This is a genomic window from Chitinophaga sp. 22620 (assembly GCF_052044405.1).
In the GTDB taxonomy this organism is placed as follows: Bacteria; Bacteroidota; Bacteroidia; order Chitinophagales; family Chitinophagaceae; genus Chitinophaga.
Map to the genome: position 1 here is coordinate 539446 of NZ_JBQEMV010000003.1, position 23152 is coordinate 562597.

A 23152-nucleotide genomic window follows, 5' to 3' on the forward strand; every position below is an offset into this window, starting at 1 on the left:
TCCACAAAAAACCGAGTTATGCTATTCCGATCAAAACATATCACTTTCTTCGCCATCATAAGCGCCGCGGTAATGGTTTCCAGCAGCTGCAACAAGGACTGGCTGAAGCCCGAACCATTATCCTTTTACGAACCCGACCTCACCTACGTGGACGCGGGAGCCATGCGCGCCGCGCTGGTGGCCTGCGCACGCAATGCCAGGATAGAATATTACGGGGACAACCCGCCTATTCTCACCGAGATGATTTTCTCCGAGATAACGGTAGAAGGCACCACGGATAAATCCGGCCCCGCACAGGACCTTAACCTGCTCATCACGCCGGACCTTGCCAACCTGAACAACGCAGACCGTGCTAGGATCTTTCATTACTGGAGCGAAGGATATAAAGGCATCAAATACGCCAATACCGTGATCTCCAGGATAGACAACGCCAAGTATGCCAGCGACGCCGAAAGGAATGCCATACTCGGCTCCGCCTATTTCCACCGCGCCATGCGCTACTACCGCCTCTGCATGCAGTTTGGCGATGTGCCGGCCGTGATGAAGGAACATACCGCGCCGAAAACAGATTTCTTTTCCACCAAACGCGACGTGATCCTGGAATACATTAAAAAAGACCTGGATTCGGCCAAGGACTGGGTGGGCGACAACGTGAACCGCGGCGAGGTAACCAAAGGCGCCATCCTGCACCTGCTCACCAAAGTGAACCTCGCGCTGGGCAGGTTCGACGACGCCATTGCATCCGCCACCGCGCTGATCAACGGCGGACAGTATGCCCTCATGCGCCAGCCTTTCGGTTCCACCAAAAAGAATGTGATCTGGGACCTCCACCGCCCCGAAAACAAATCGCTCGGTGAAAATAAAGAAGGCCTGTTTATGATCATAGACCGCTTCGGGGACGGCGGCTTCGACGGCGGCATGCGCATCATGCGCCAGGCCGTTCCTTTCTGGGGTACCAACTTAAGCACGCCTTCCGGCAAAAAAGGCACCAACGACAACACCAACCCGGCATACGTGCAAAGCAATTTCTACGGCAGGGGCATCGGCCGGTGCAGGCCCACGCCCTACAGCCTGTACGACATCTGGTCGGACACGAACGACCTGCGCCATAAAAAAGGCAACTGGATGAACATGGAAGACCTCGTGTACAACGATATGGGGCTCAAAAACTCCAACGACCCCTGGTACCTGAAGAATCTCCAACTGCGCAACAGCAGCGGTGGCCTGCTTTGTACCGATACCATCCGCAGCTGGTTCGGGTGGCCGCATTACAAGGTCTTCATCCCCGATACGGAGAACTCTCCCATGCAGGGCGGGCATACCGACTGGTACATATTCCGCCTAGCCGAAACATACCTGCTGCGCGCGGAGGCTTATTACTGGAAAGACCAGCCCGGCCTGGCAGCGAACGATATCAATGAAGTGAGGACCCGCGCGCTGGCCGCGCCCATTACTGCCGCGGAAGTGAACATCAGCACCATCCTGGACGAAAGGGCCCGCGAGCTGTTCTATGAAGAGCCCCGTAAAACAGAGCTTACACGCATTGCGCTGATCTTTGCCAGGACCGGCAAGCCTGCTTATAACGGCAAGAGCTACCAGATGGATAACTTCACCGAGAACAATTTCTTCTACGACAGGATCATTGAGAAAAATACCTTCTACCGCGATGGCGTAGTGACCAATCACGGCGATAAATACACCATCAGCCCGTACCATGTGTTCTGGCCCGTGCCGTCACAGTCCCTGCAAGCCAACCCGAACGGGGTGATCAACCAGAACAAGGGGTACGTCGGGTTTGAGAAAAATATTCCCGCTTCGGACGAGATTGTTGATTAGCATACACGTTAGCACAATGAAAACCAGGCCGTCTCTTGTGGGACGGCCTTTTTTTTGTATTTTTATTTGATCTGAAAACCAAGAACACATTCCACGGTCATGACACAGTTCTCCATTAACCGCCGCCACTTTTTGAAAGGCGCCACCGCATCGCTGGTATTATCCGCTCTCGGCGCCAGCGCGCTGGACGTGCTGCATCCTCCCAAACCATTGCGCGTGGGCCTCATCGGCACCGGCTGGTACGGCAAGAGCGACCTGTTCCGCCTCATACAGGTAGCGCCTGTGAACGTGGTGGCCCTCTGCGATGCGGACAACCAGCTGCTCACCGAAGCGGGCGCCATGGTGGCGCAAAGGCAGAAGAGCGGCGCCGTGCCTAAGCTTTACAGGGATTACCGCAAGCTGCTGGCCGAAAATGAGCTGGATATCGTGCTGATCGGCACGCCTGACCACTGGCATGCCCTTCAGTGCATAGACGCGCTGAAAGCCGGCGCGAACGTATATGTGCAAAAGCCCATCAGCGTGGACGTGCTGGAAGGCGAAGCCATGGTGGCCGCCGCCAGGAAGTACGGCAAGGTAGTGCAGGTAGGCACCCAGCGAAAAAGCACCCCGCACCTGATAGAAGCGAAAAAGAACATCGTAGATGCGGGACTGTTAGGCAAAATTTCTCACGTGGAAATGTGCTGCTACTATCACATGCGCGCCAACGGCAACCCGCCGCTGCAAGCCGTTCCCGATTACTTCGATTACGAGATGTGGACCGGCCCCGCGCCCCTCCGCCCCTTCGACGGTATGCCGCATACCCGCTGGTGGCGCACATTCAACGAATACGGCAACGGCATCATCGGCGATATGTGCGTCCATATGCTGGATACCGTGCGCTGGATGCTGCAGCTGGGCTGGCCCAAACGCATCAGCTCCACCGGCGGCATTTACGTGCAGAAAGAAGGCAAGTCCAACATCTCCGATACACAAACCGCCATATTCGAATACGACGGCCTCAACTGCGTATGGCAGCACCGCACCTGGGGCACGCCCGCCGATCCCAAGTATCCCTGGGCGTTCACGCTGTATGGCGAAAAAGGCACGCTGAAAGCCAGCACCATGAGCTACGATTTCATCCCGCAGGGCAAAGGCGAACCGGTCCATAAAGACGTGGTGTACGAAAAAGAAAAATATCCTGAAGACGTGACTGAGAAAGGCATTGAGCTGAACGCAGCGCCCGCCACACGCCTGCATATGATCAATTTCCTGGAGGCTATTGCCAGCAAAGGCAGACCGGTAGCGGATATTGAAGAGGGGCATATTTCAACGGCGAGCTGCATACTGGCCAACATTTCCATGCAAACCGGCAGGCCCGTAGTGTATGACCCGAAACAACGGATCATCGTAAACGACCGCGAGGCCACAGGCCTGTTGCAACGGCCCTACCGCCAACCCTGGGAGCATCCTGCGGCGGGGATCAAATAAGCATTATCCGGAGAACCCGTCATTGTTATTTTTCATACAGCTCCAGCGGCAAACCGTCCGGGTCGGTAAAGAAAGCGAATTTCTTCCCGGTGAACTCATCGATGCGCACGGGTTCAGGCACCACTCCTTTCTCCAGCAAAGCGGCCACGGCCTTTTCCACGTTATCCACTTCGAATGCCAGGTGCCGCAACCCGCGGGCTTCCGGCGATGAAACGCGCGGCGGCGGCTCGGGAAAAGAGAACAGTTCGATGAGGTAGTTACCATTCAGCGCAAGGTCCAGCTTCCAGGAATCGCGGGCGGCGCGGTAGATTTCCGCCTGCACCGTGAAACCCAGCACTTCCATATAAAACGTTTTGGACCGTTCGTAATCCGAACAGATAATAGCGATATGGTGTACTTTATTGAGTTGCAGCATAACGCAAAAATAATGCGGACAGGTTAATTACCGGCAGCTATTTCCCGTGCCGCCACTACACCAAGTAGTTCATTTTCAATCTATTGAATTTATCATTGGCCAATCGCCAGAAATTAACCTGGAATTTTGTGATCTGAATCAATTTTTAAATATATTGCGGGTGTAACCCTTCTTTCAGAACATTAAAAGACCCAAATTCCCCCTATGAAGAAGTACGTGATCTTACTTGCAGCAGGTAAAGGAAACCGCTTCAGCAATACCACCCCTAAACAGTTCACTCATATAGACGGCGTCCCGATCATCCTGCATACATTTTTAACCTTTTACAATCTTGTTCCCGAAATTGAACGGATCCTGGTGCTTAACAAAACAGACAGGCTGTTGTGGGAAAATATATTAACGGAATACAACGTCGATATCCCTCACCACATCGTATACGGGGGAATGCAAAGGTTTCATTCCGTGAAGAACGTGCTGGATGTTTTCCCGTTTGAACAGGACTCATTGATCGGGATACATGATATCGTGAGGCCGTTTGTCAGCAAAAGGACGATCACAGATGCCTATAATACGGCAAAGATACACGGCGCCTGTGCGCCGGCCGTCAATGCCGTCAATACACTCAGGCTGGTGGATGGTTTGAACAACAAAGCGCTGAACAGGACAAATGTGAAGGTCATCCAGAACCCGCAGGTCTTTACCCGTGACATTTTGCTCACTGCCTTCGGGCAGGCCTATGAAGATGATTTTTTTGACGACGCCACAGTAGTGGAACGCAGCGGGAAGACGGTCCATCTCTCCGAAGGAAATTATGAAAACATTAAGATCACCTATCCCCAGGATCTATATTTAGCGGAAGCTATCCTGAAGAACATTCAAAAAACACCGGTCCATGATAGTTTATAAGTTGCTGAAAGACGTCTCGGATAAGATATCGGTGTCAGTGCTGGATTCGGAAATGATCCCTGTCAGCAAATCTCTCCCTGTTGAAAACATGGAGTTCAGGGATAAATACGGGATTGAAATGACGGATAAGGAAGTGGAATTGTTCCAGGCGCATTACGCCATCTGGAATGATTTTAAAACGAACCGGGACGCTGATCTCTGCATTGTACTCGAGGAAGGCGTAACACTTGCCGCCACGCACGGCCAGATTGCCAGGCAAATTAATACCATCAGTGATGAATGGGATATTTTATTCCCCTATGATAAAGTAAAAAACCATGCTCCGGTAAATTCGATCTGTCTCAGCCATTTTGGCTTTTTCTGGGGGTATTATTTCTATGCCGTCAATAAAAAGGGAGCGGATAAGCTGCTAAGCTTCAAAGCTATCCGGCAGCCTTTGGATGAGCAGATATTAACGGAATCCCTGAATAAAAACCTGACAATATATGCCGGCGATACCGGCTGGTTTGCCTTTAACGAAACCGCTTCGTGGTCATACCAGGCAAGGTCCGCATCCATCGTCCATTTCTTTGAAAATTACAACGTGTGGGATAAGGACGATAAAACAAAAGCATTGGAAATGCTGGCGTACATCCAGGCAAAAGCAAAGGCCGCCGGTGTAAAGATCGGGCTGCATGCCGGAACCCTGCTGGGCGCTGTGAGGCATAACAAAATAATGGACTGGGACGACGACATCGACCTGATGATCCGCCAGGATGACGCCGGCAAGCTCCTCGAAGCCATAAAAAACGATGGGATATATAATATCACCAACTGGACCTGGAAAAAAACAGGAAAAACATATTACAAGATCTGGCAGGATGGCGGAAAATTTACCGAAGGCTTTGAGTATTCGTTCCCCTTCATTGATATCTGGACTTACGAGGAAGAAGAAAAAGCCGTCGTTACCAACGACGGATACTCGTTTAGCAGGGAAGAATTTTTTCCTTTAAAGCTGATAACGTTTGAATCCGGGGATTTCTACATCCCTAATAATTCCAGGGCGTACCTGGACATCATGTACAAGGACTGGGATAAAACCATCAAGATCTTCTCCTGGTCCCATCAGAATAAACAGCACATCAATACACAGATGAATATCCCGATAATCACAGACAACTTTGGAAGATTTGTTAATTACCACTATTAATTCTAAAACCCATGAAAAGAAAAAAAGGCCCAAAAAGCGTCGCTTTCTTCAATGCTTCGGCATTACTGGACGACCTGTCAGAAAATGAAATGTTTAAATTAAAAGGCGGAACTTCGGATGGAGAGTACATCGAGCTGCCGGAAGTTGTGGTGGTCGGAGAGATCCCCGATGATGAAGAAGAAGAGGAGGAGGAGGAAGAAGATCCGGGATATGACCCTGAAGATGGTTATGACTGGGACGATGCAGACAACGACCCCACGGACGAGGACTGGTGGGATAACGATGGCGGCGGGGATGATTACCAGCCACCGGAATCATCAACTGAAGAAGGCCCCTGGCAGCGCGATGCCAATGGGAAGCTGATCACCACCGATACCGGCAGAACCACCCAGGTAGCGTACACCAATTATACGCTTCAATTTAAGGAGGTTACCATAAAAACCCCGGACGGTACAACGGTAACAGCTTTCCAGGTTACGCAGGTGATCAATAACCAGACCGGCCAGCCTATGACATCTATCCCCGACAATTTCAATTCCAACTGTACGGGATTTGCTTTTGCCGGCGGCGATGTGTGGCTCTTCGACTCGAATCTTCCCGGCGATGAAAGCTCCTCCTTTCAGAACCTGCTCACCAACAGCACATTATTTGACGAGGTAACCAATAAATCGGACGCGGATATGGCAGTGATCTGGTGGACAGATACCCAGACGGGCGAAAGATTCATAGCGCATTCAGCAGAGGTGAATGACGATGGAACCTATGACCAGAAAAACGAATATGGCTCTGTTCAGCATGGTGTGGATGAGAACGGCTTCATCAACGGGCACACTCCCTCCCCCGGCTTATACACTATGGAAATAGAGTACTATAAACGTAATTATTAACCGGTCCAACATAAAAACAATTGACTTATGTTCAGAGTACTTCTTATCACATTTGGTTTCTTTTACATGACGTCGTGCCTCAACGCCCAGGTAAAGGATCATACTTCGGTTAGTCAAAAGGATTCAATAACACCATATAAACCGGCAGCCATGTATAAGGGAGACATCAACGAGCTGGCAAATGCGCTTGAAAAAAAGTACGATGAGAAAAAAAACCAGCCATCGGGCGATTCAGTGCTGGTATTCAAGGCTTTTGTAGATCAGCAGCCGTTGAACGACCTGCAGCATATTGAACTGATCGAAGGAACAAGATCCGCATTTTCAGATTTTATCCTGCAGGGGCTCAGGGATTCCGGGAAAGCCTGGAAACCCATGCTCCAGGGAGGGCGTGCGGTAAAAAGCTATATCAGGGTGAGTGCCCGGCTAAGCAGCGATGGCAGCATTACGATGTCTACCAGTAATGATATATAGCCAATGGGATTTAAAAGGTTTCCTGTCGAGTACCAGCTGGATAAAATGGACTGCGGTCCCGCCTGTCTCAAGATCATCGCAAAATATTACGGGCGCATTTACAACCTGCATTTTTTAAGGACCCTTTGTGGCACAACAAGGGAAGGGATTTCCGTGCTGAATATCACAAATGGCGCAGAAAAGATCGGTTTAAAAACAAGGGTCGTCCGGTGCAGCTTTACACAGCTGCTGGAGGTCGTGCCACTTCCCTGCATCGTTCACTGGCGGGAAAACCACTTTGTGGTGGTTTATGACGTCGATGCCAGGGAAGTGGCCGTATCTGACCCCTCTAAAGGGCTTGTAAAATATTCGCACAAGGAATTCAGGAAGGGATGGCTGAAACAGGAAGAAAAAAAAGGCGTGGTGATCGGCATAGAGCCGGAGGCAGACTTCCAGGACATTCATATCGGTGAAAAACGGAGTAAACGCAAAAGCTACTCAGGCATCCTGAATTACTTTAAGCCGTACAGGAAAAGCATCGTGAACCTGTTGCTTGTCATGTTGTTCATTACCGTGCTGCAGGCATTGATACCGTTCATTACCAGGGCTATTATCGACACGGGCGTTCATACTTATGATATGAACTTCATCAACATCATGCTGGTAGCGAATGTTGTGATACTGCTGTCTATGACGCTCGGAAACGCCGTAAGAGACTGGATCGTGCTCCATTTAACCTCCAGGATCAACATCTCCCTCATTTCCGATTACCTGGTAAAGCTGATGAAGCTGCCCCTCTCCTTCTTCGAAAACAAAATGATGGGGGATATTTTACAGCGGGCCAACGACCACCAGCGGATCCGGGATTTCATCATGGGCAATTCGCTGAACCTGGTCTTTTCAGCAGTTACGTTCCTCGTTTTTGCCGTGATCCTTGCTGTATACAACTCCTTAATTTTCTGGACATTCGCGATCGGCAGCGTCGTCTATTTCGCCTGGATCATCGCCTTTATGCAGATCAGGAAGCAGCTGGACACCAATTACTTTAACCTGATGGCAAGAGACCAGAGCTATTGGGTGGAAACAATTTCCGGGATCCAGGATATAAAAGTGAATAACTATGAGAAAGACAAGCGCTGGGCCTGGGAGAATATCCAGGCCCGCCTGTACAAAGTGAATGTCAGGCTGCTGTCCGTCACAAATTATCAGAACCTTGGCGGCCAGTTCATAGAAGGGCTGAAAAACCTCATCATTACGATCATCTGCGCCAAAGCGGTGGTAAAGGGCGAAATGAGCTTCGGCGTTATGATCTCCACCCAGATTATAATCGGCATGTTAAACGGGCCGGTACAACAGTTCATCCAGTTCATCATATCAGCGCAGGTCGCAAAGCTGAGCCTGGCAAGGATCAACGAAATACATGCGCTGGAAGATGAAGAGATCCCGGCGGAAACGAACAGCATGGAACTGCCGGAATGTAAGGACATCACTGTATCGAACCTCTCCTTCCAATACGCCCCGCGTCATGCAATGGTCTTAAACAAGATCAACCTGTTTATCCCGGAGAAAAAAGTAACGGCAATTGTAGGCGACAGCGGCAGCGGGAAATCAACATTATTGAAATTATTACTCAGATTATACATCCCCACTGCAGGTGAGATCAAGATCGGCAACATGAATATCAATAATATTTCACTGTTCGACTGGCGGGAGAAATGCGGGGTAGTGCTGCAGGACGGTAAAATTTTTAATGATACCATTTTAAATAATATCGTGCTGAGTTCAGACAAGGTGGACTATGACCGCTTAAAAAAGGCCGTGGGCATTGCCAACATAGCAGATGAGATCGAAAACATGCCGAAAGGTTATATGACAAAGCTGGGCGAGCAGGGACGCGGCATCAGCGGCGGCCAGAAGCAACGGATACTGATAGCCAGGGCGCTGTACAAGAACCCGGAATACCTTTTCTTCGATGAGGCAACCAATTCCCTGGACACGATCAATGAAAAAAGGATCATTGAAGCCCTGGACGAAACGTTTAATGACAAAACTGTAGTAGTGATAGCACACCGCCTGAGCACCATCCGGAAGGCGGACCAGATCATCGTCTTAAAGCAGGGAAGGATCGTCGAAACAGGAAAACACGACCAGCTGATGGAAAGAAAAGGCCACTACTGCTCCCTGGTTGAAACACAAATGTTCGCACAACAACATGGATAATATAGAAAAAATAAGGCGAAGCGAAGAGATCGATCATATTGTGAGCCGTATGCCCACAAGGTTTGGCAAACGATTGACAATAATTGTTGCGTCTACCGTAATTGTTATCCTCATTTTAAGCTGGGTCATTAAATATCCTGACGTCAACACCGGGACCGTTATAATAAATACAAATTTCCCCGCCGTTAAGCTGGTCAGCAATACGTCCGGGAGACTGCGGCTGCTGAAAAAGAACCATGCCGTTACCGGGGAGGGCGAAATAATGGGATATATCGAAACCTCCACTTCCATTTCGGATTTCCAGAAGATCGATTCCCTGATCAAACGGCATCAGCGCCTGAACACCGGCTACCAGGAGCTTTTTCAAAGCCTTCCGGCCAGTGCTAACCTGGGAGTGCTCAGCGAAAAATATTATTACTTTGTAAACGCTCTCCAGCAATATATCAACTACTACGGCGACAACCTGTATGGCAAGCAGGTGGAAAACCTGCAAAAGCTGCAGGAGGAACAGGGCAACCTGCTGCACTCCAGCGTTGCCCAATCCAGGCTGATGGACAGTAACCTGCAGATCATGAGCCGTTTCAGGGAAATGGACTCCGTCCTGTTCAGCCAAAAAGTATTAAGCGTGGCAGACTATGACAGGAACAAACTGAACCTGCTATCTTCCTCCCTGGATAAGGAACAGGCTAAAAGCTCCGTTACCACGAATAAGATCAATATTCACTCCACCGCCAGCGCCCTCCAGGAACTGTTGATCAAAAAGACCCAGATCGAAAAGGAACTGCATATCGAGTTACACTCTTCATTGCAAAACCTGGCATCGGCATTGAAGACGTTTGAAGAGGCATATGTATTCAGGGCGCCTATTGCCGGCACGGTACAATACCTTAAATTCTGGAACGACAATTCTTTCCTGAGCAACGCAGAACCCGCATTTTCCATCATACCGAATAACACGCAGATTATCGGCCAGGTCACTGTTCCGAATCTTGCCGCCGGTAAAATAAAAAAGGACCAGGAAGTCATTATTAAGCTGGACAATTATCCATTTAACGAATACGGCTCCATAAAAGGAAGCGTCAGCGATATTTCGCTGATAACCACCACGCAGCAAACGCAGCAGGGAAATGTAGAGCAATACCTGGTGGACGTGGCGCTTCCGTTGGGACTGCAGACCAACAGGGGGTTAAATCTTGAGTTCAGGTATGAGCTGAAGGGAGTAGCGGAAATAATCACCAGTGATAAAAGGCTGATCCAAAGAGTTTTTGACAATATCAGGTATATGGTAGAACGGTAGCTATCCCGGAAACCAGGTCAGCGAATAAGCGTTACGGTACCCTTTCGGTTGAAGAGGCGGCCGTTGTAGTCCATTCCCTGCACCATCCACACATAAGTGCCGGCCGGCGCGGGATCGCCTTTGAGCGTACCGTCCCACACAGCGGAGAGCGCGGAAGTTTCGAATACGAGGCGGCCCCAGCGGTCCCAGACCCTGAGGAAATCCAGTTTAGGCACGCCCGGCGCGATCACTTTGAAATTATCGTTCACCCCGTCGTGGTTGGGCGTAAAGCCGGTAGGAACATAGAACTCCGGCCCGGCATATACTTTCACGAGAAGCTGGTCTTCTTCGCGGCAGCCTTCAGGAGAAGTAACAATGAGATTATACAGCTGGTCTTTCTGCAATACCGCCACAGGGTTGTTGCTGTAAGGATCGTTGAGGCCGGTGGAAGGCGTCCACTGGTAATGAAGCCCCTCCCCGTCTGCCAGGGCATTGAGCTGCAGCGGCTGGCCGCGGGCTATAAGCGTATCGCGGCCCGCGCGCAGGTTGATGTCTGTAACACTTGCCTGTACGCTCACCGGTTTGGCAACGCATCCGTCTTTCGAAACGGCATGCACCTTCGCGGAATATTTGCCGCCCGCGGGAAAACGGTAAGCCACGTCTCTCTGCCGCAGGGTGTCTTCCCCGATCACCCAATACCATTTCGCCATATCGATCCAGGGTGTGAGGTTGGTCCCGTTGAAGAAGTTAGGCTCCCCGATGCATGCATTCCTGAACATACCGCCCACTACCGGCGTCGGGAAAACGGACACTACCTGTGTGGCCGCGCTGGCGCATCCTTCGGCGGTTTCCACTTTCAGATGCACAGGATAATTGCCGGGCGCTGTGTATGGCGCCACAGGATTTTGCGTATGGGCCAGCTGGCCGCCGCCGAAATCCCAGGTCCATTTGGCGGCAGTGCCTACTTTCACTTTGGTGGAATCTGCCATCTGCAGCGGGTCGCCGAGGCAAAGGGGCTGCGGTCCGAATTTTACTTCAGGATAAGAGCCGATGGTCACGGTATTTTTGAGCGTATCTGAAATGCAGCCGCTGTTGTCTTCGATCACCAGCTTCACATCGTATTTCCCGGCCTCCGCGTACAGGTGCGGCTGCGGCGAAGAGGTAGTGAGCACGGTACCGTCGCCAAAATCCCAGCGCCAGCGGGTGATGGTGCCGAATGAGCTGGAATTGTCTTTGAAGGTGACCGGCGTGCCGTCGCAGAAGATCTGCCCGCCGTCGAAATCAAAGGAAGGATGCAGCGCGGCGCAAAACTGCTGCACGTTGGAAGAGCCACCGGTGGAACCGGCAAACCCCCAGTAAACTTTCGGGTTGCCGCCGAAGATATCCGCCACGAGGTCTTTATTCATGGTGATCCTCAGCTGGTTGTCCACGCTCACTTTCATGGTATGCGTAACGGCATTCCATTCAATGCGGAAAAGGTGCCAGGCGCAGTCTTCAATATTCTCGTTCCCGTCTCTCAGCATCACGGGCGCTACGAGGTCGCCGCCGGGCAGCAGGTGGTCGCTTACGCCGTTCATTTGTATGGACAGGTGATCCCAGGGGGGATCGTTTTCCCCGGCGTTCTGGTAAGTATCCACCAATACCCCCAGCGAAGGGGAAATGCCTTTAAAGCCAAGCCCCTGGCCGGTAGAGCCGAGATTGGTGCCTTTGGTCTGCAGGATGAAGCCGATACCGTCCGCGCCCGGCCCGTCCTTGCAACCGAGATTGATCTCGAATACGTAGTTGAATGACTGTGTAAGGTCTATGAGATTTTTATTCCAGATAGTGCCGCTCAGGTTCTGCTCATCGGGCGTCAGCACATAACAATTACAATTCCGCTGTGTAGCAGAGCCGTTCAGGATATATGGCTGCTGAGATTGAGCGTAAGCCCCTGTAAACGCGTGCAATAAGATTATATATAGGATAAGTGATCTCGTCATGAAAAGCTGGCACAGCTGAAGAACAAGATATAACAAAATCCCCGTACTTGCGTTCGAAAAAGTCTAAATTAGCAACGAAATGAGAAGTATATGGACTTGAAGACCGGCACTACATATAATGCCGCCAATAATGTGGCGGGAACGATAGAAGCACATTTCCGGAAACATCTAATTGCCGCCAAAGCCAATAGTGAAGACGAGCTGGCCACCGTGCCCTGCAAAGGGGTGATAGAAAAAATGATCGACGTGGCATTCTGGGCCAGCCTGCGCCGTGAAGAAGGCATTTCCACCCGCATTTCGCTTGCCTATTTACATCCTTCGCAGGCTGTTAAACCCTTGTTGTTCGAACAGCGCCTTCCCCTCACGCCGAAAGTGCTGGCCAAGCTGGCGCCGGGTGTGGAACGTGCGGGCGTGCATGTGGGCGTATGGCAGGAAGGGGAAGAATTATATATCTGGGGCACCACCATCAACCTGCCCAACTATTGTTTTGTGCTGGACGTAAGCGAGCCGGGCCTGCTGGTAGTGAAGCACCGCCGTGTTGCCGGGCTGGGCAAGTTCATCAACGTGGCCGTGCTGCAGGGAGATAATGTGAAAGTAGTGGATGAACATTGCGGCGTAAATGCAGACTGCCCCGGCATGCTGCTGTCGCTGCTCGGCCTCAGTTCCTCTCCGTTATGGAACGACCCTACCAATGTACTCATACAGATCGCCGTGAGCATGCGCGCCCATAAACGCGGCGGCATACTGCTCGTAACGCCCGCGGGCAACGACCGCTGGAAGGAATCAGTCATCCACCCGCTGCAATACCCGGTAAACCCGGCGTTTTCCGGCGTGGCGGACCTGCTGAAGCTGGACAGCAACGTGACCAGCGAGATCTACTGGCAGAACGCCCTGCGCCGCGAAGTGGATAACATCACCGGCCTCACCGCGGTAGACGGCGCCACCGTGATCAACGACCAGCAGGAATTGCTGGCTTTCGGCGCGAAGATCACCCGGGCCATCAGCTCCACTTCCGTAGAAGAAGTGCTGATGAGCGAACCCATCGTTGGCGGCACGCCGCTGCTCATGCACCCTTCGCGCATCGGCGGCACACGGCACCTTTCCGCGGCACAGTTCGTGCACGACCAGCGGGATGCGCAGGCGCTGGTGGCCTCGCAGGACGGGTATTTCACCGTGTTCACCTGGTCCGGGCCCTCGCAGATCGTAATGGCGCACCGGATAGACGTGCTGCTGATCTAGCCCCCTCAATCCATAATTAATTTGATATCTTAGTAGTTGCTATGACACAAAGTACTATAGACAGCCTGAGAGAAGCCCTCAAGTTCTCTCCCGAAAATATCCCGTTGAGGCTGCACCTGGCGGAAACCCTGTTTAACCTGAACCGGTTGGAGGAAGCGGAAAAAGAATACCTGGAAGCACTGGGTATAGAGCAGAACGACAAAGCGCTGATCGGTCTTGCCAAAGTTTATTACCGCAAAGAAGCCTATGCCACCTGCAACGTGATCCTGGAAGACCTGCTGAAATCGCAGCCGGACAACCTGGACGTGCTCGTGCTGTATACCCGCTCGTCCCTCAAAGAGAACGCCTGGGACAACGCGCGCGAAACCTACCAGCGCATCCTGGAGCAATACCCGAACTTTACCGACGAAGAGCTGGACGCCCAGTTGCGAGTGCGCGGGCAGGGCTCCGGGTATTCCGAAGAAGCCGGTGAAGAGGAAATTTCCCTGTTTATGCAAAAGCCCGACATCAATTTTTCAGATGTTAGCGGTATGGAGCAGGTGAAAAAGGAGATCGAGATCAAGATCATCCAGCCGCTGCGCCACCCCGAACTTTACAAGGCCTACGGTAAAAAGATCGGCGGCAGCATTTTGCTGTACGGCCCTCCCGGCTGCGGCAAGACCATGATCGCCAAAGCCACCGCCGGGCAGGTGAACGCCAGGTTCATAAATGTGGGACTGAACGATATCCTGGACATGTGGCTGGGCAACAGCGAGAAGAACCTGCACCATATTTTTGAATATGCCCGCAAGCATACCCCCTGCGTGCTTTTCTTCGACGAAATAGACGCCCTCGGCGCGAGCCGGGCCGATATGAAGCAGTCCGCCGGCCGGAACCTCATCAACCAGTTCCTCCAGGAGCTGGACGGCGTGGAGAACGACAACACCGGCATCCTGATACTGGGCGCCACTAATATTCCCTGGCACCTGGACCCCGCGTTCCGCAGGCCCGGCCGCTTCGACCGGATGATATTCGTGCCGCCGCCGGACCAGGAAGCGCGGGCGGCAATGCTCAAAATCAAATTAAAAGATAAACCCGCTGAAAATATTGATTACGAGGGAATTAGTAAATCCATTCCTGAATTCTCAGGAGCTGATATTGCCGCCGTGATAGACATGGCAATTGAAGAAAAACTTGAAGCTTCCTTCCTGGAAGGCATGCCTTTACCGCTTAAGACCAAAGACCTGCAGAACGCCGCGAAAAAACACAAGGCGAGCACCCGCGAATGGTTCTCCATTGCCAAAAACTTCGCATTGTATGCCAACGACGCGGGCCTGTACGACGATATCCTTCATTACCTGAAAATCAAGAAATAGCATGCACGACCAGTTGCTCCAACGCGCGATCCTTTTGATGCAGCAGAAGAAATACAGGGAAGCGCAAACCATTCTCAGCGGCCTGCTCGCGCAGGACCCGCAGAACCCGGACATCCTGAGCATGTTCTGCGAAGTGAAGATACAGCTGGATGATTTCCGGTCTGCCATGGAGCTGGCCAACCATGCCATCGGTATTGCCCCGGCAGACGACCGGCTGTTCTACCAGCGCGCCCGCATTTACCTCCAGCAGGAAGAATACAATCTCGCGGAGCAGGACCTCTCGCATGCCATTGCACTGGAACCTTACGACGCCGATTATTTTGCGCTCTACGCCATGATGCAGAACAGCCGCAAACGCTTTGAACAGGCGCTGCAGCTGTCTGAACAAGCACTTGAAATAGACCCGGAGAACATATACGCGCTCAATGCCCGCAGCACTGCGTTGCTGAAGCTGAACCGCAAGGAAGAATCCTTTGCCGGCATCGAGGGCGCCTTCCGCCACGACCCGGATAATGCATACACCCACGCCAATTACGGCTGGGGCCTGCTGGAAAAAGGCTCGCCCAAAGATGCCCTCCAACACTTCCGCGAAGCGCTCCGCATAGACCCGAACCTGCAACTCGCGCAGGCCGGCATGATGGAAGCGCTGAAGGCGAGGTACTGGGTGTACCGGATCTTCCTCCGCTTCGCTTTTTTCATGGGCAACCTCACCGCCAAATACCAGTGGGGCGTGATACTGGGTTTGTATGCAGCTACCCGGGGCCTGAACTATCTCGCCAATCACAACCCCACGCTGAGGCCCTATGTGATGCCCGTGGTCATCATACTGGTGGTATTCGCCTTTTCCACCTGGATCATCACGCCGCTGAGCAACCTGTTCCTCCGCTTCAATCCATATGGCAAACACCTGCTTGATGAAAATGAAATAACTGCTTCCAATCATGTGGCTATCAGCTTATTAGTCGGAGTAACAGGAATTGTTTCCTACCTGCTTACCGGGCTGGATCCATGGATGCTGGTGGCCGTAGTAGGCATCACCATGATGATACCGCTGAGCGTAAGACAGCTGCCCTCCCGCAACCCGCGCATGGTGAATATCTACACCATCGGGCTGGGCGTAGCCGGCGTGCTGGGCATCGCGATGGCGTTTATGGAGCAGACCTATAACATCTTTGCCGGCGCCTACGTGATCGGCATCGTCGTTTTTCAATGGGTGGTGAATTATATGTCTATCAAACAAAACAACCGATGAACCCGCAATCATTCCAGGACCTGCCCGCCCGCGAGGTGGTGCCAGGCTTCACAGGCCGCTTCCTGCACGGCGAAAAGCATACGCTCGGCTATTGGGAAGGCAAAGCCGGTTCCTCCGTGCCTGTGCACCAGCATGAGCACGAGCAGATGACGTACCTGCTTTCCGGCACCCTCGAAATGGAGCTGGACGGGGTGAAACATATCCTCCAGCCGCACGACGTGCTGCTGATCCCCTCCAACACGCCGCATGGCGCTTATGCCGTAACGGATTGCCGGATAATTGACACTTTCAGCCCGGTCAGGGAGGATTATAAATGATCCGCCGCGACAAACAGCAACGCGGCAGCCGTTACCCCGCCCGGCATTTTATTTCCGGAATCTAACCGGTATCTTGGGCAAATGAAAAAGCTGCTCTTCTTCCTTATCGGCGTTCTCCCCGCCCTGCACAGCCATGCACAGGATACCCTGTTCCGTTTTGCATTGGTAACAGACACGCATATAGGCGTTCAGACCGCGCAGGAAGACCTTGAAAGGACCGTCAGTGACATCAACCAGCAACCCCAGGTGGAGTTTGTCATATTCTCCGGCGACGTGACCGAGTTCGGCTCCGATGAAGAACTGCAGCTCGCCAAAAGCATCATCAGCCGGCTCAACAAACCCTGGTACATCATTCCCGGCAATCACGACACCAAGTGGTCCGAGAGCGGCTGCAATTCCTTCCGCACCGTGTTCGGCAACGAAACCTTCAGCTTTGAGCATAAAGGCTACCGCTTCATCGGCACCAACTGCGGCCCCAACATGCGCATGGGCCCGGGCCAGGTGCCGAGGGAAAACATCGTTTGGCTGGACGAACAGCTCAGCAAACAAAAGAACAAACAGCAGCCGCTGATCTACATCAACCACTACCCGCAGGATGAAGGGCTGAACAACTGGTACGACGTGCTGGACCGCCTGCGCGGTCATAATGTAAAAGCGATGATCTGCGGCCACGGCCATGCCAATAAAGCTTACAGCTGGGAAGGTATTCCCGGCGTGATGTGCCGCTCCAACCTCCGCGCAAAAGCGGCCACCGGCGGATATAATATCGTCAGCGTGTCCGGCAGCGCCATCACGTTCAACGAACGCAGGCCCGGAACGGAAACGCTTCCCGCCTGGCATACCGTGGCACTGGAAGGGCATGCCTGGGTACAAAACCCGCCGCGCCCCTCCTACGCCATGAACGATTCCTTCCCTTCTGTAAAAGTAAAATGGTCCATACAGGAAGCCGGCGACATCGGCAGCGCCGTAGCCGTGGCCGGTGGCATGGTGATCTACACCAATACCAATGGCGACATTAAAGCGGCAGACCTGCAAACGGGCAAGCCCCGCTGGAAATTTGCCGCAGGCGGGAAAATATACGCCACCCCGCTCGTCTTCGACCGGTACGTGGTGGTGCCCTGTACAGACGGCTTCGTGTATTGCCTGCAACTGAAGAACGGGAAGCTGGCCTGGAAACAACAAACCGGCAAAGCCATCGTTTCTTCTGCCGCGCTGCACGGCCCTCTGGCCATCGTGGCCGGGTCGGACGGGCATTGCCGCGCCTGGGACATTCCCTCCGGCAGGCAGCAATGGGATTACAGCGGCGTGAAAGGTTTCGTGGAAACCAAACCTTTCGTATACCAGGGCAAAGTGCTCTTTGGCTCCTGGGGAAATCAATTTTATGCGCTGGACGCATCCACCGGCCGCGAAGCCTGGACCTGGAGCAACGGCGCCAGCAACCGCATGTTCTCCCCCGCCGCCGTGTGGCCCGTGGCATACGACGGAAAAGCCTGGCTGGTATCTCCCGATAAATACATGACCGTGCTGGATACAGAGAACGGCAAAGAAATATGGCGCTACCGGGATTCGCTCAATTCCGTGCGGGAGTCTATGGGCATATCGGCGGACAGCCAGCGGATCTACGCCAAAACCATGCAGGGCAACATCATCGCACTGAACGCGCGGAGCGGGCAAAGGGAATTGCTGTGGAAGTCGCCGGTGGAGATGGGTTACGAGATCTGCCCCAGCCCGGTGAATGAAAGAGGGAACGTGCTTTACGCAGCCGGGCAATCCGGCGTGATATACGCGCTCAGCGCTGCGGACGGGCGGCTGGTGTGGAAACATAAATTCTCCAACTGCCTCGTCAATACCGTTCAGCCCGTTGGTGAAAAGCTCGTATTAGCTTCATCCATGGATGGCAAACTCGTTTGCATTGAGCAGGGGTTATAAAATAGTTGTATCTTTTTGAGGTCAAACCATACCCTGAATGATGAGAATCGTTTGCTGCGCCCTGCTGATAGGCGCAACCCTGAATGCCTGTAACCTCCCTGACTGCAAAGAATACGAGCTGCCCGGCGAAGAAGCCAAAGCCGCCATCCGCGGGTACGACAGCCCCCTGCCCTACACCGTCATCAGTGTTCCTGATTCGCTGCTTGCCACCGGCAGCCGCGCAGTGGAACCTTTGCTGGATTCGCTGGTACAAATGAGACTGCTGACCTATTCGCTGGCCGATACAACAGGCCGTTACCGCTACATCCTGCGATGGACGGATTCGCTGGACCGTTTCAGGGTGACAAAGCCGGCCGACCCCGGGATGGTGCATGTCTTTATGGGCCGCAAATTCCCGACGGATATGCAGTTTGATGCGCGTTATTACCAGGCGGGGAACGTCGCGTTTTCGGACGATGATTCATTGTATGTACGCAGGAGCTGCGTGTGGGTGCAATACAAATATTCTTACAGGATCGATTCGCTGAATGCGCTGGGCGAGCTCACCGGCATCAAGCGGGGCGCGAAGTTTGAGCGGGCCGCTTCCTTTGCGATCAAACCGGAGTAACAGGCCGGGTCACACTTCATTAAATTCTTTCGGATAAATTACCAGGCCAGCCTTTCCTTCCAGCGCGCCGAGCTTTAGCTCTATGGCCATGAAGGCCTCATCCGGCACATCATAACTGGTGCTGATGCCCCATTTCGAAGCAGGCACAAACCCGAACCTGGGATAATATTCCGGGTGGCCCAGCACGATCACCGAGCTATAACCCTGTTCCGCCGCACGCTTCAACCCTTCGCGCAGCAGCTGGGAACCGATACCCAGGTGTTGAAGCGACGGCAAAACCGCCATGGGCGCTAATGCAAGCGTACCGTACGTTACGCCTTCCGGCCCCGCGATCTCCAGTTTTGTAAAAAGGATATGCCCCACCGAGCCGCTCTCCGAACGCGCTACCAGGCTCAGCTCAGGGATAAAATGTTCACTGTTCCGCAGGAGGTCTATCAGCTTGCTTTCATTCTCCTGGCCAAATGCCGCGGCGTTCAGGGAATACACGGAAGACTTGTCTTCCGGCGCTTCAGGGGTGATCGTGATTTTCATAAGTACTCAAATATGCGCGTTTATCGCGGATTTTCGAAATCGGATCGTACGGGAGAAAGGCTTTTAGAAATGTATGGCAAATACGTATATTTGAGCACAGAAGCCCCGGATCATGCACCACGGCCGGGCTTCCTGCTGATTCCTCCTCTACTTCAGTCACATCATCATTAAACAATACAGCGAATCCGGGATATCCCGAGCTTCATGCCTCATGTGCGGGAAGCAACAAAACGACAAATGGATAAAATGAAAGATACTATCTACATCATTGGCGCCGGCGCCGTCGGCAAAGCGCTGGCGGTGGCCCTGGCCGGGGATCATAAAAAGGCCGTCCTGCTGCGGGGCAGTGTGGACCAGCAGCCTGCACATACGGAAAAGACACAGGTGCTGCGCGAAGGCGTCGTACAGGAAGCGGACGTGGAAGTAAGCACCATCAGCAACTTCGCGGAGCTGGACGGCATTATTGTGCTTACCAACAAGTCGTATGGCAATGCAGAACTGGCAGCCCGGCTGAAAGGCAAAACCGGCAGCTCTCCCATCGTGATCCTGCAAAACGGGCTGGGCATCGAACAGGTGTTTGCAGACAATGGTTTCCCCGAGATCTACCGCTGCGTGCTGTTTGTAACCAGTCAGCTGACGGAGGATAACAGGGTCAGCTTTAAACCCGTGGCCGTTTCTCCTATCGGCGCCATCACCAATAGCACCACCAAAACGGATGCCGTGGTGAAGCAGCTGGACAGCCCCGGTTTCCGTTTCAGGGCGGAAAACGACATCCAGCCCATCATCTGGAGAAAAGCTATTATCAACAGCGTGTTCAACTCCGTCTGCCCATTGCTGGAAACCGACAACGGCATATTCCACCGTGATGCGGGCGCGCTTGCCATAGCGGAAAGAGTGATCGCGGAATGCATTGCCATTGCGCAGGAAAAAGGCATTTCACTGAATGCCGGCGAAGTGAAAGAAAATCTTTTGCTCATCAGCAAATCATCCGACGGCCAGCTGATCTCCACCCTCCAGGACATCCGGAACAAACGCAGAACCGAGATCGAAACGCTGAATTTCGAGATCGCACGCATCGCGAAAACGCTGGGCAAAGAAAATACCGTGCAGGAAACGGCCCTGCTGGGCGAACTGACCAGATTGAAATCTGATCTAAACAGGTAAAGAAAAGCCGGATGCTTAATACATCCGGCTTTCGATCTATAAATTCGCGATCACTTTATCTTTCGGGTATTTCACAGTATAACTCAGCCGCACTTTCTTCGTTTCCCCGGGCGCCAGGTTCAGCTTCCAGGTAAGCACGCCGGTTTCGGGATTCACCGCGGCGCCGTCGCTGTCTACCAGCTCTATTTCCATGCTCTTGTCTGTAGACACCGGGTGCTGGTCTTTCAGCAACAGGTTCACCGGTTCCTTCTTCGCGTTGCGCACCCTGATCTCGTAGGTGAATGTCTGGCGTTTCTGGTTGCCCAGGAATTTCACGCCGGACATATCCGTCACTTTCTCCCGTTTGATGATCACCTTCTTATCGCGGCCCACGCTGAGGTTCAGCGTATCCGTGGTGGCGTTGGGATCGATGAAGGACTTGCCCACATACATGTCTTCAAAAATGATATTGGCTTCGCCGGGCAGCAGGCTGAGCTTTTCATAATCCGTTACTTCAGCCATCAGGAAGGCGTCCCCATCTGCTTTGGGCACGGCGTAGTACTTGTAAGATGCGGGCAGGGAGAATTCTTTAAGCGTAACGCTGTGCTGTTTGCCGTTGCTGGCCACATCGTACGGGATGTCGATATCGAAAGTGGCGCTCAGCTGGTTTTCGTTCTGGCTGGTGTATGCATCCACGCCGAACGAGTCTGCGACCATGGCTGGCGGCGGCGCGGGCGCTTGCATTTCATTCACTGCCACGCCTTTTACAGACTGCAGCCTGTTCTGGTAAGCTAATTTATCCTTCTCACGTGCCCAGTTCAGTTGTTGCGGCGCTGCATACGCCAGGAACCAGGCATCCAGTACCGGCGCGGTGCCGCTCTGGCTGGGGTTGCCCGTGCTCAGCGTAAGCTTCACTTTTTTCCAGTCGATGCCGGTGTTCTGCATCACGTTGGCCTTGTACAGCAATTGCAGCGGGCTGCTGGTGTTCACGGCCTTCATGTCGTAATACACGCTCCAGCGCGCGGCCGGTGTAATGTAGCTCACTGTAAGGTCCGTTGCGCCGCCGTTTTCAGACATTACCTGCAATACCAGCTGGCCGCCGCTGGCGTTCGGATCTTCGCTCATTTCCCGGAGCTGCTTTTCCAGCTTCTGCACACCTACCAGCTGGCGGGTCTCTTTTTCCAGCAGGGAGGCAATATTGTTCCGCAGCTCTACCTGCTGCTTTTTATAATAATCTGCCAGCTTCATTAATTCCGTTACGCTGGGCCCGCCGGTCGTGCCGCCGCTAAGGCTCTGGTTCTTTTCCAGCAGCACGAGCGTACTTTCTTCCGCGGAACGCGCGTTCCGGGTGCGCACCAATTCCCTGCGGGCAGATTGCAGGCTGTCTTCCAGCTTCAGGTATGCCGGGCTTTTCAGGTCTTCCTCTTTCAGGAAATTGCGCGCAAACCCTGCGGACATGACCGTCACCTTATTACCGGCGCTCACCTGGATGCTGTTTTCGTCGATGGCGTTGGCCACCTGCTGAACAACGATCTGGCTGCTTCCTTTCGGCAGCGTGACCCTCGCCTTATGGTTCATTTCCGCGCCAATACGGTATACCGTTACCGACTCAAGCCCTGCGCGGGTATACACCGGCTGTTGCGCCGCGGCGGCTATGGTGAGAAGCATAGCTGCGGACATGCTGATAATTTTCATAGTTACGTTGTTTTGCATGGGATGCTTTTTTTCAGTGAATTGCATAATCCACCGGCACGAATTAAGCGGCAAAGTCGCTAATAAAATGTTAAAACAACTTTCACATTTAATATCAGGATTATTCTAACATGATAGATGTTGTAACATTTAATACTCCGTACCATTGATTATCAACGTAAAACAACAATGACGTCATGATAAATATTTTTATAATAAATTATTTATGTGTTGAATTGACACTCATTTTTGATTCGTCTCAATTTTCATTTCATATGATGATAAATCACAAAACTGGAGGATGATATTTATCATAGATCAGGAGTCTGCACCGCTTTAAATTTGTGTTATCAAATCGGAACAGTGAACTTTTGAATATAGCCGTTGATCCGAAGAAAAGCCAGGGGCAAACAAACAATAGTATACAGCAGAAAAGGAATTTTAGTAAGGAAAGTAGTGTTG

19 protein-coding genes are annotated in these 23152 nt (G+C 52.5%); 15 read left to right on the plus strand and 4 right to left on the minus strand.

What is annotated here, in order from left to right; translation table 11 throughout:
- The first annotated feature begins 18 nt into the window (after positions 1 to 18).
- Complete coding sequence (locus ACTJIK_RS17650) at positions 19 to 1836, plus strand: RagB/SusD family nutrient uptake outer membrane protein (protein WP_440648478.1); 1818 nt, start codon at positions 19 to 21, stop codon at positions 1834 to 1836.
- A 99-nt stretch (positions 1837 to 1935) separates the two neighbouring features.
- Positions 1936 to 3303 (plus strand): Gfo/Idh/MocA family protein, encoded by a 1368-nt coding sequence (locus ACTJIK_RS17655; protein WP_440648480.1) that lies wholly within the window; start codon positions 1936 to 1938, stop codon positions 3301 to 3303.
- Positions 3304 to 3328: 25 nt separating this feature from the next.
- Here ACTJIK_RS17655 and gloA2 read toward each other — a convergent pair whose 3' ends face one another.
- Positions 3329 to 3718 (minus strand): SMU1112c/YaeR family gloxylase I-like metalloprotein, encoded by a 390-nt coding sequence (gene gloA2 / locus ACTJIK_RS17660; RefSeq protein WP_440648482.1) that lies wholly within the window; start codon positions 3716 to 3718, stop codon positions 3329 to 3331.
- Between the two features lie 204 nt (positions 3719 to 3922).
- Between gloA2 and ACTJIK_RS17665 the strand changes: the two genes are divergently transcribed.
- Genes ACTJIK_RS17665 through ACTJIK_RS17690 form a run of 6 tightly spaced genes read left to right on the plus strand, consistent with a single transcriptional unit; the run spans position 3923 to position 10667 of the window.
- Positions 3923 to 4624: an IspD/TarI family cytidylyltransferase gene (locus tag ACTJIK_RS17665; RefSeq protein WP_440648484.1), complete on the plus strand. Its 702-nt coding sequence runs from the start codon at positions 3923 to 3925 to the stop codon at positions 4622 to 4624.
- Positions 4611 to 5813, plus strand: a complete 1203-nt coding sequence (locus ACTJIK_RS17670; RefSeq protein WP_440648486.1) for a LicD family protein — start codon at positions 4611 to 4613, stop codon at positions 5811 to 5813. The genes ACTJIK_RS17665 and ACTJIK_RS17670 overlap by 14 nt, the downstream gene beginning before the upstream one ends.
- A gap of 11 nt (positions 5814 to 5824) precedes the next feature.
- Positions 5825 to 6700, plus strand: a complete 876-nt coding sequence (locus ACTJIK_RS17675; RefSeq protein WP_440648488.1) for a hypothetical protein — start codon at positions 5825 to 5827, stop codon at positions 6698 to 6700.
- A gap of 27 nt (positions 6701 to 6727) precedes the next feature.
- Complete coding sequence (locus ACTJIK_RS17680) at positions 6728 to 7171, plus strand: hypothetical protein (RefSeq protein ID WP_440648490.1); 444 nt, start codon at positions 6728 to 6730, stop codon at positions 7169 to 7171.
- Between the two features lie 3 nt (positions 7172 to 7174).
- Positions 7175 to 9370 (plus strand): peptidase domain-containing ABC transporter, encoded by a 2196-nt coding sequence (locus ACTJIK_RS17685; protein ID WP_440648492.1) that lies wholly within the window; start codon positions 7175 to 7177, stop codon positions 9368 to 9370.
- Positions 9363 to 10667: a hypothetical protein gene (locus ACTJIK_RS17690; protein ID WP_440648494.1), complete on the plus strand. Its 1305-nt coding sequence runs from the start codon at positions 9363 to 9365 to the stop codon at positions 10665 to 10667. The genes ACTJIK_RS17685 and ACTJIK_RS17690 overlap by 8 nt, the downstream gene beginning before the upstream one ends.
- Positions 10668 to 10684: 17 nt before the next feature.
- Here the strand turns inward: ACTJIK_RS17690 and ACTJIK_RS17695 are convergent, their stop codons facing one another.
- A complete protein-coding gene (locus ACTJIK_RS17695) occupies positions 10685 to 12592 on the minus strand; it encodes a lectin-like domain-containing protein (protein ID WP_440648496.1) in 1908 nt (635 codons plus the stop codon).
- A gap of 123 nt (positions 12593 to 12715) precedes the next feature.
- On the opposite strand from ACTJIK_RS17695, the gene ACTJIK_RS17700 reads away from it, so the two are divergent.
- The 6 genes from ACTJIK_RS17700 to ACTJIK_RS17725 all read left to right on the plus strand — a co-directional run bounded on the left by ACTJIK_RS17700 (position 12716) and on the right by ACTJIK_RS17725 (position 19324).
- The gene (locus tag ACTJIK_RS17700; RefSeq protein ID WP_440648498.1) at positions 12716 to 13864 is read left to right on the plus strand and encodes a putative sensor domain DACNV-containing protein; all 1149 of its coding nucleotides are present in this window, start codon (positions 12716 to 12718) and stop codon (positions 13862 to 13864) included.
- A gap of 41 nt (positions 13865 to 13905) precedes the next feature.
- A complete protein-coding gene (locus ACTJIK_RS17705; protein WP_440648500.1) occupies positions 13906 to 15219 on the plus strand; it encodes an AAA family ATPase in 1314 nt (437 codons plus the stop codon).
- Position 15220: 1 nt separating this feature from the next.
- On the plus strand, positions 15221 to 16471 hold the full coding sequence (locus ACTJIK_RS17710) for a tetratricopeptide repeat protein (RefSeq protein WP_440648502.1): 1251 nt from the start codon (positions 15221 to 15223) through the stop codon (positions 16469 to 16471).
- Complete coding sequence (locus tag ACTJIK_RS17715; RefSeq protein ID WP_440648504.1) at positions 16468 to 16788, plus strand: cupin domain-containing protein; 321 nt, start codon at positions 16468 to 16470, stop codon at positions 16786 to 16788. Before ACTJIK_RS17710 ends, ACTJIK_RS17715 begins: the two co-directional genes overlap by 4 nt.
- Before the next feature lie 81 nt (positions 16789 to 16869).
- The gene (locus tag ACTJIK_RS17720; RefSeq protein WP_440648506.1) at positions 16870 to 18717 is read left to right on the plus strand and encodes an outer membrane protein assembly factor BamB family protein; all 1848 of its coding nucleotides are present in this window, start codon (positions 16870 to 16872) and stop codon (positions 18715 to 18717) included.
- A gap of 37 nt (positions 18718 to 18754) precedes the next feature.
- Positions 18755 to 19324: a hypothetical protein gene (locus ACTJIK_RS17725; RefSeq protein ID WP_440648508.1), complete on the plus strand. Its 570-nt coding sequence runs from the start codon at positions 18755 to 18757 to the stop codon at positions 19322 to 19324.
- Between the two features lie 9 nt (positions 19325 to 19333).
- On the opposite strand, the gene ACTJIK_RS17730 is transcribed toward ACTJIK_RS17725, so the two are convergent.
- The gene (locus ACTJIK_RS17730) at positions 19334 to 19855 is read right to left on the minus strand and encodes a GNAT family N-acetyltransferase (protein ID WP_440648510.1); all 522 of its coding nucleotides are present in this window, start codon (positions 19853 to 19855) and stop codon (positions 19334 to 19336) included.
- Positions 19856 to 20101: 246 nt separating this feature from the next.
- Here ACTJIK_RS17730 and ACTJIK_RS17735 point away from each other — a divergent pair, with 246 nt between their 5' ends.
- Positions 20102 to 21019, plus strand: a complete 918-nt coding sequence (locus ACTJIK_RS17735; protein WP_440648512.1) for a ketopantoate reductase family protein — start codon at positions 20102 to 20104, stop codon at positions 21017 to 21019.
- A 36-nt stretch (positions 21020 to 21055) separates the two neighbouring features.
- Here the strand turns inward: ACTJIK_RS17735 and ACTJIK_RS17740 are convergent, their stop codons facing one another.
- The gene (locus tag ACTJIK_RS17740; protein ID WP_440648514.1) at positions 21056 to 22693 is read right to left on the minus strand and encodes a DUF4139 domain-containing protein; all 1638 of its coding nucleotides are present in this window, start codon (positions 22691 to 22693) and stop codon (positions 21056 to 21058) included.
- Positions 22694 to 23152: the final 459 nt, after the last annotated feature.

Excerpts from the sequence above, each read along its gene's own strand:
- ACTJIK_RS17650 (WP_440648478.1), top strand. The coding sequence starts at position 19 with ATGCTATTCCGATCAAAACATATCACTTTCTTCGCCATCATAAGCGCC.
- ACTJIK_RS17655 (WP_440648480.1), top strand. The coding sequence starts at position 1,936 with ATGACACAGTTCTCCATTAACCGCCGCCACTTTTTGAAAGGCGCCACC.
- gloA2 (WP_440648482.1), bottom strand. The coding sequence starts at position 3,718 with ATGCTGCAACTCAATAAAGTACACCATATCGCTATTATCTGTTCGGAT.
- ACTJIK_RS17665 (WP_440648484.1), top strand. The coding sequence starts at position 3,923 with ATGAAGAAGTACGTGATCTTACTTGCAGCAGGTAAAGGAAACCGCTTC.
- ACTJIK_RS17670 (WP_440648486.1), top strand. The coding sequence starts at position 4,611 with ATGATAGTTTATAAGTTGCTGAAAGACGTCTCGGATAAGATATCGGTG.
- ACTJIK_RS17675 (WP_440648488.1), top strand. The coding sequence starts at position 5,825 with ATGAAAAGAAAAAAAGGCCCAAAAAGCGTCGCTTTCTTCAATGCTTCG.
- ACTJIK_RS17680 (WP_440648490.1), top strand. The coding sequence starts at position 6,728 with ATGTTCAGAGTACTTCTTATCACATTTGGTTTCTTTTACATGACGTCG.
- ACTJIK_RS17685 (WP_440648492.1), top strand. The coding sequence starts at position 7,175 with ATGGGATTTAAAAGGTTTCCTGTCGAGTACCAGCTGGATAAAATGGAC.
- ACTJIK_RS17690 (WP_440648494.1), top strand. The coding sequence starts at position 9,363 with ATGGATAATATAGAAAAAATAAGGCGAAGCGAAGAGATCGATCATATT.
- ACTJIK_RS17700 (WP_440648498.1), top strand. The coding sequence starts at position 12,716 with ATGGACTTGAAGACCGGCACTACATATAATGCCGCCAATAATGTGGCG.
- ACTJIK_RS17705 (WP_440648500.1), top strand. The coding sequence starts at position 13,906 with ATGACACAAAGTACTATAGACAGCCTGAGAGAAGCCCTCAAGTTCTCT.
- ACTJIK_RS17710 (WP_440648502.1), top strand. The coding sequence starts at position 15,221 with ATGCACGACCAGTTGCTCCAACGCGCGATCCTTTTGATGCAGCAGAAG.
- ACTJIK_RS17715 (WP_440648504.1), top strand. The coding sequence starts at position 16,468 with ATGAACCCGCAATCATTCCAGGACCTGCCCGCCCGCGAGGTGGTGCCA.
- ACTJIK_RS17720 (WP_440648506.1), top strand. The coding sequence starts at position 16,870 with ATGAAAAAGCTGCTCTTCTTCCTTATCGGCGTTCTCCCCGCCCTGCAC.
- ACTJIK_RS17725 (WP_440648508.1), top strand. The coding sequence starts at position 18,755 with ATGATGAGAATCGTTTGCTGCGCCCTGCTGATAGGCGCAACCCTGAAT.
- ACTJIK_RS17730 (WP_440648510.1), bottom strand. The coding sequence starts at position 19,855 with ATGAAAATCACGATCACCCCTGAAGCGCCGGAAGACAAGTCTTCCGTG.
- ACTJIK_RS17735 (WP_440648512.1), top strand. The coding sequence starts at position 20,102 with ATGAAAGATACTATCTACATCATTGGCGCCGGCGCCGTCGGCAAAGCG.
- ACTJIK_RS17740 (WP_440648514.1), bottom strand. The coding sequence starts at position 22,693 with ATGAAAATTATCAGCATGTCCGCAGCTATGCTTCTCACCATAGCCGCC.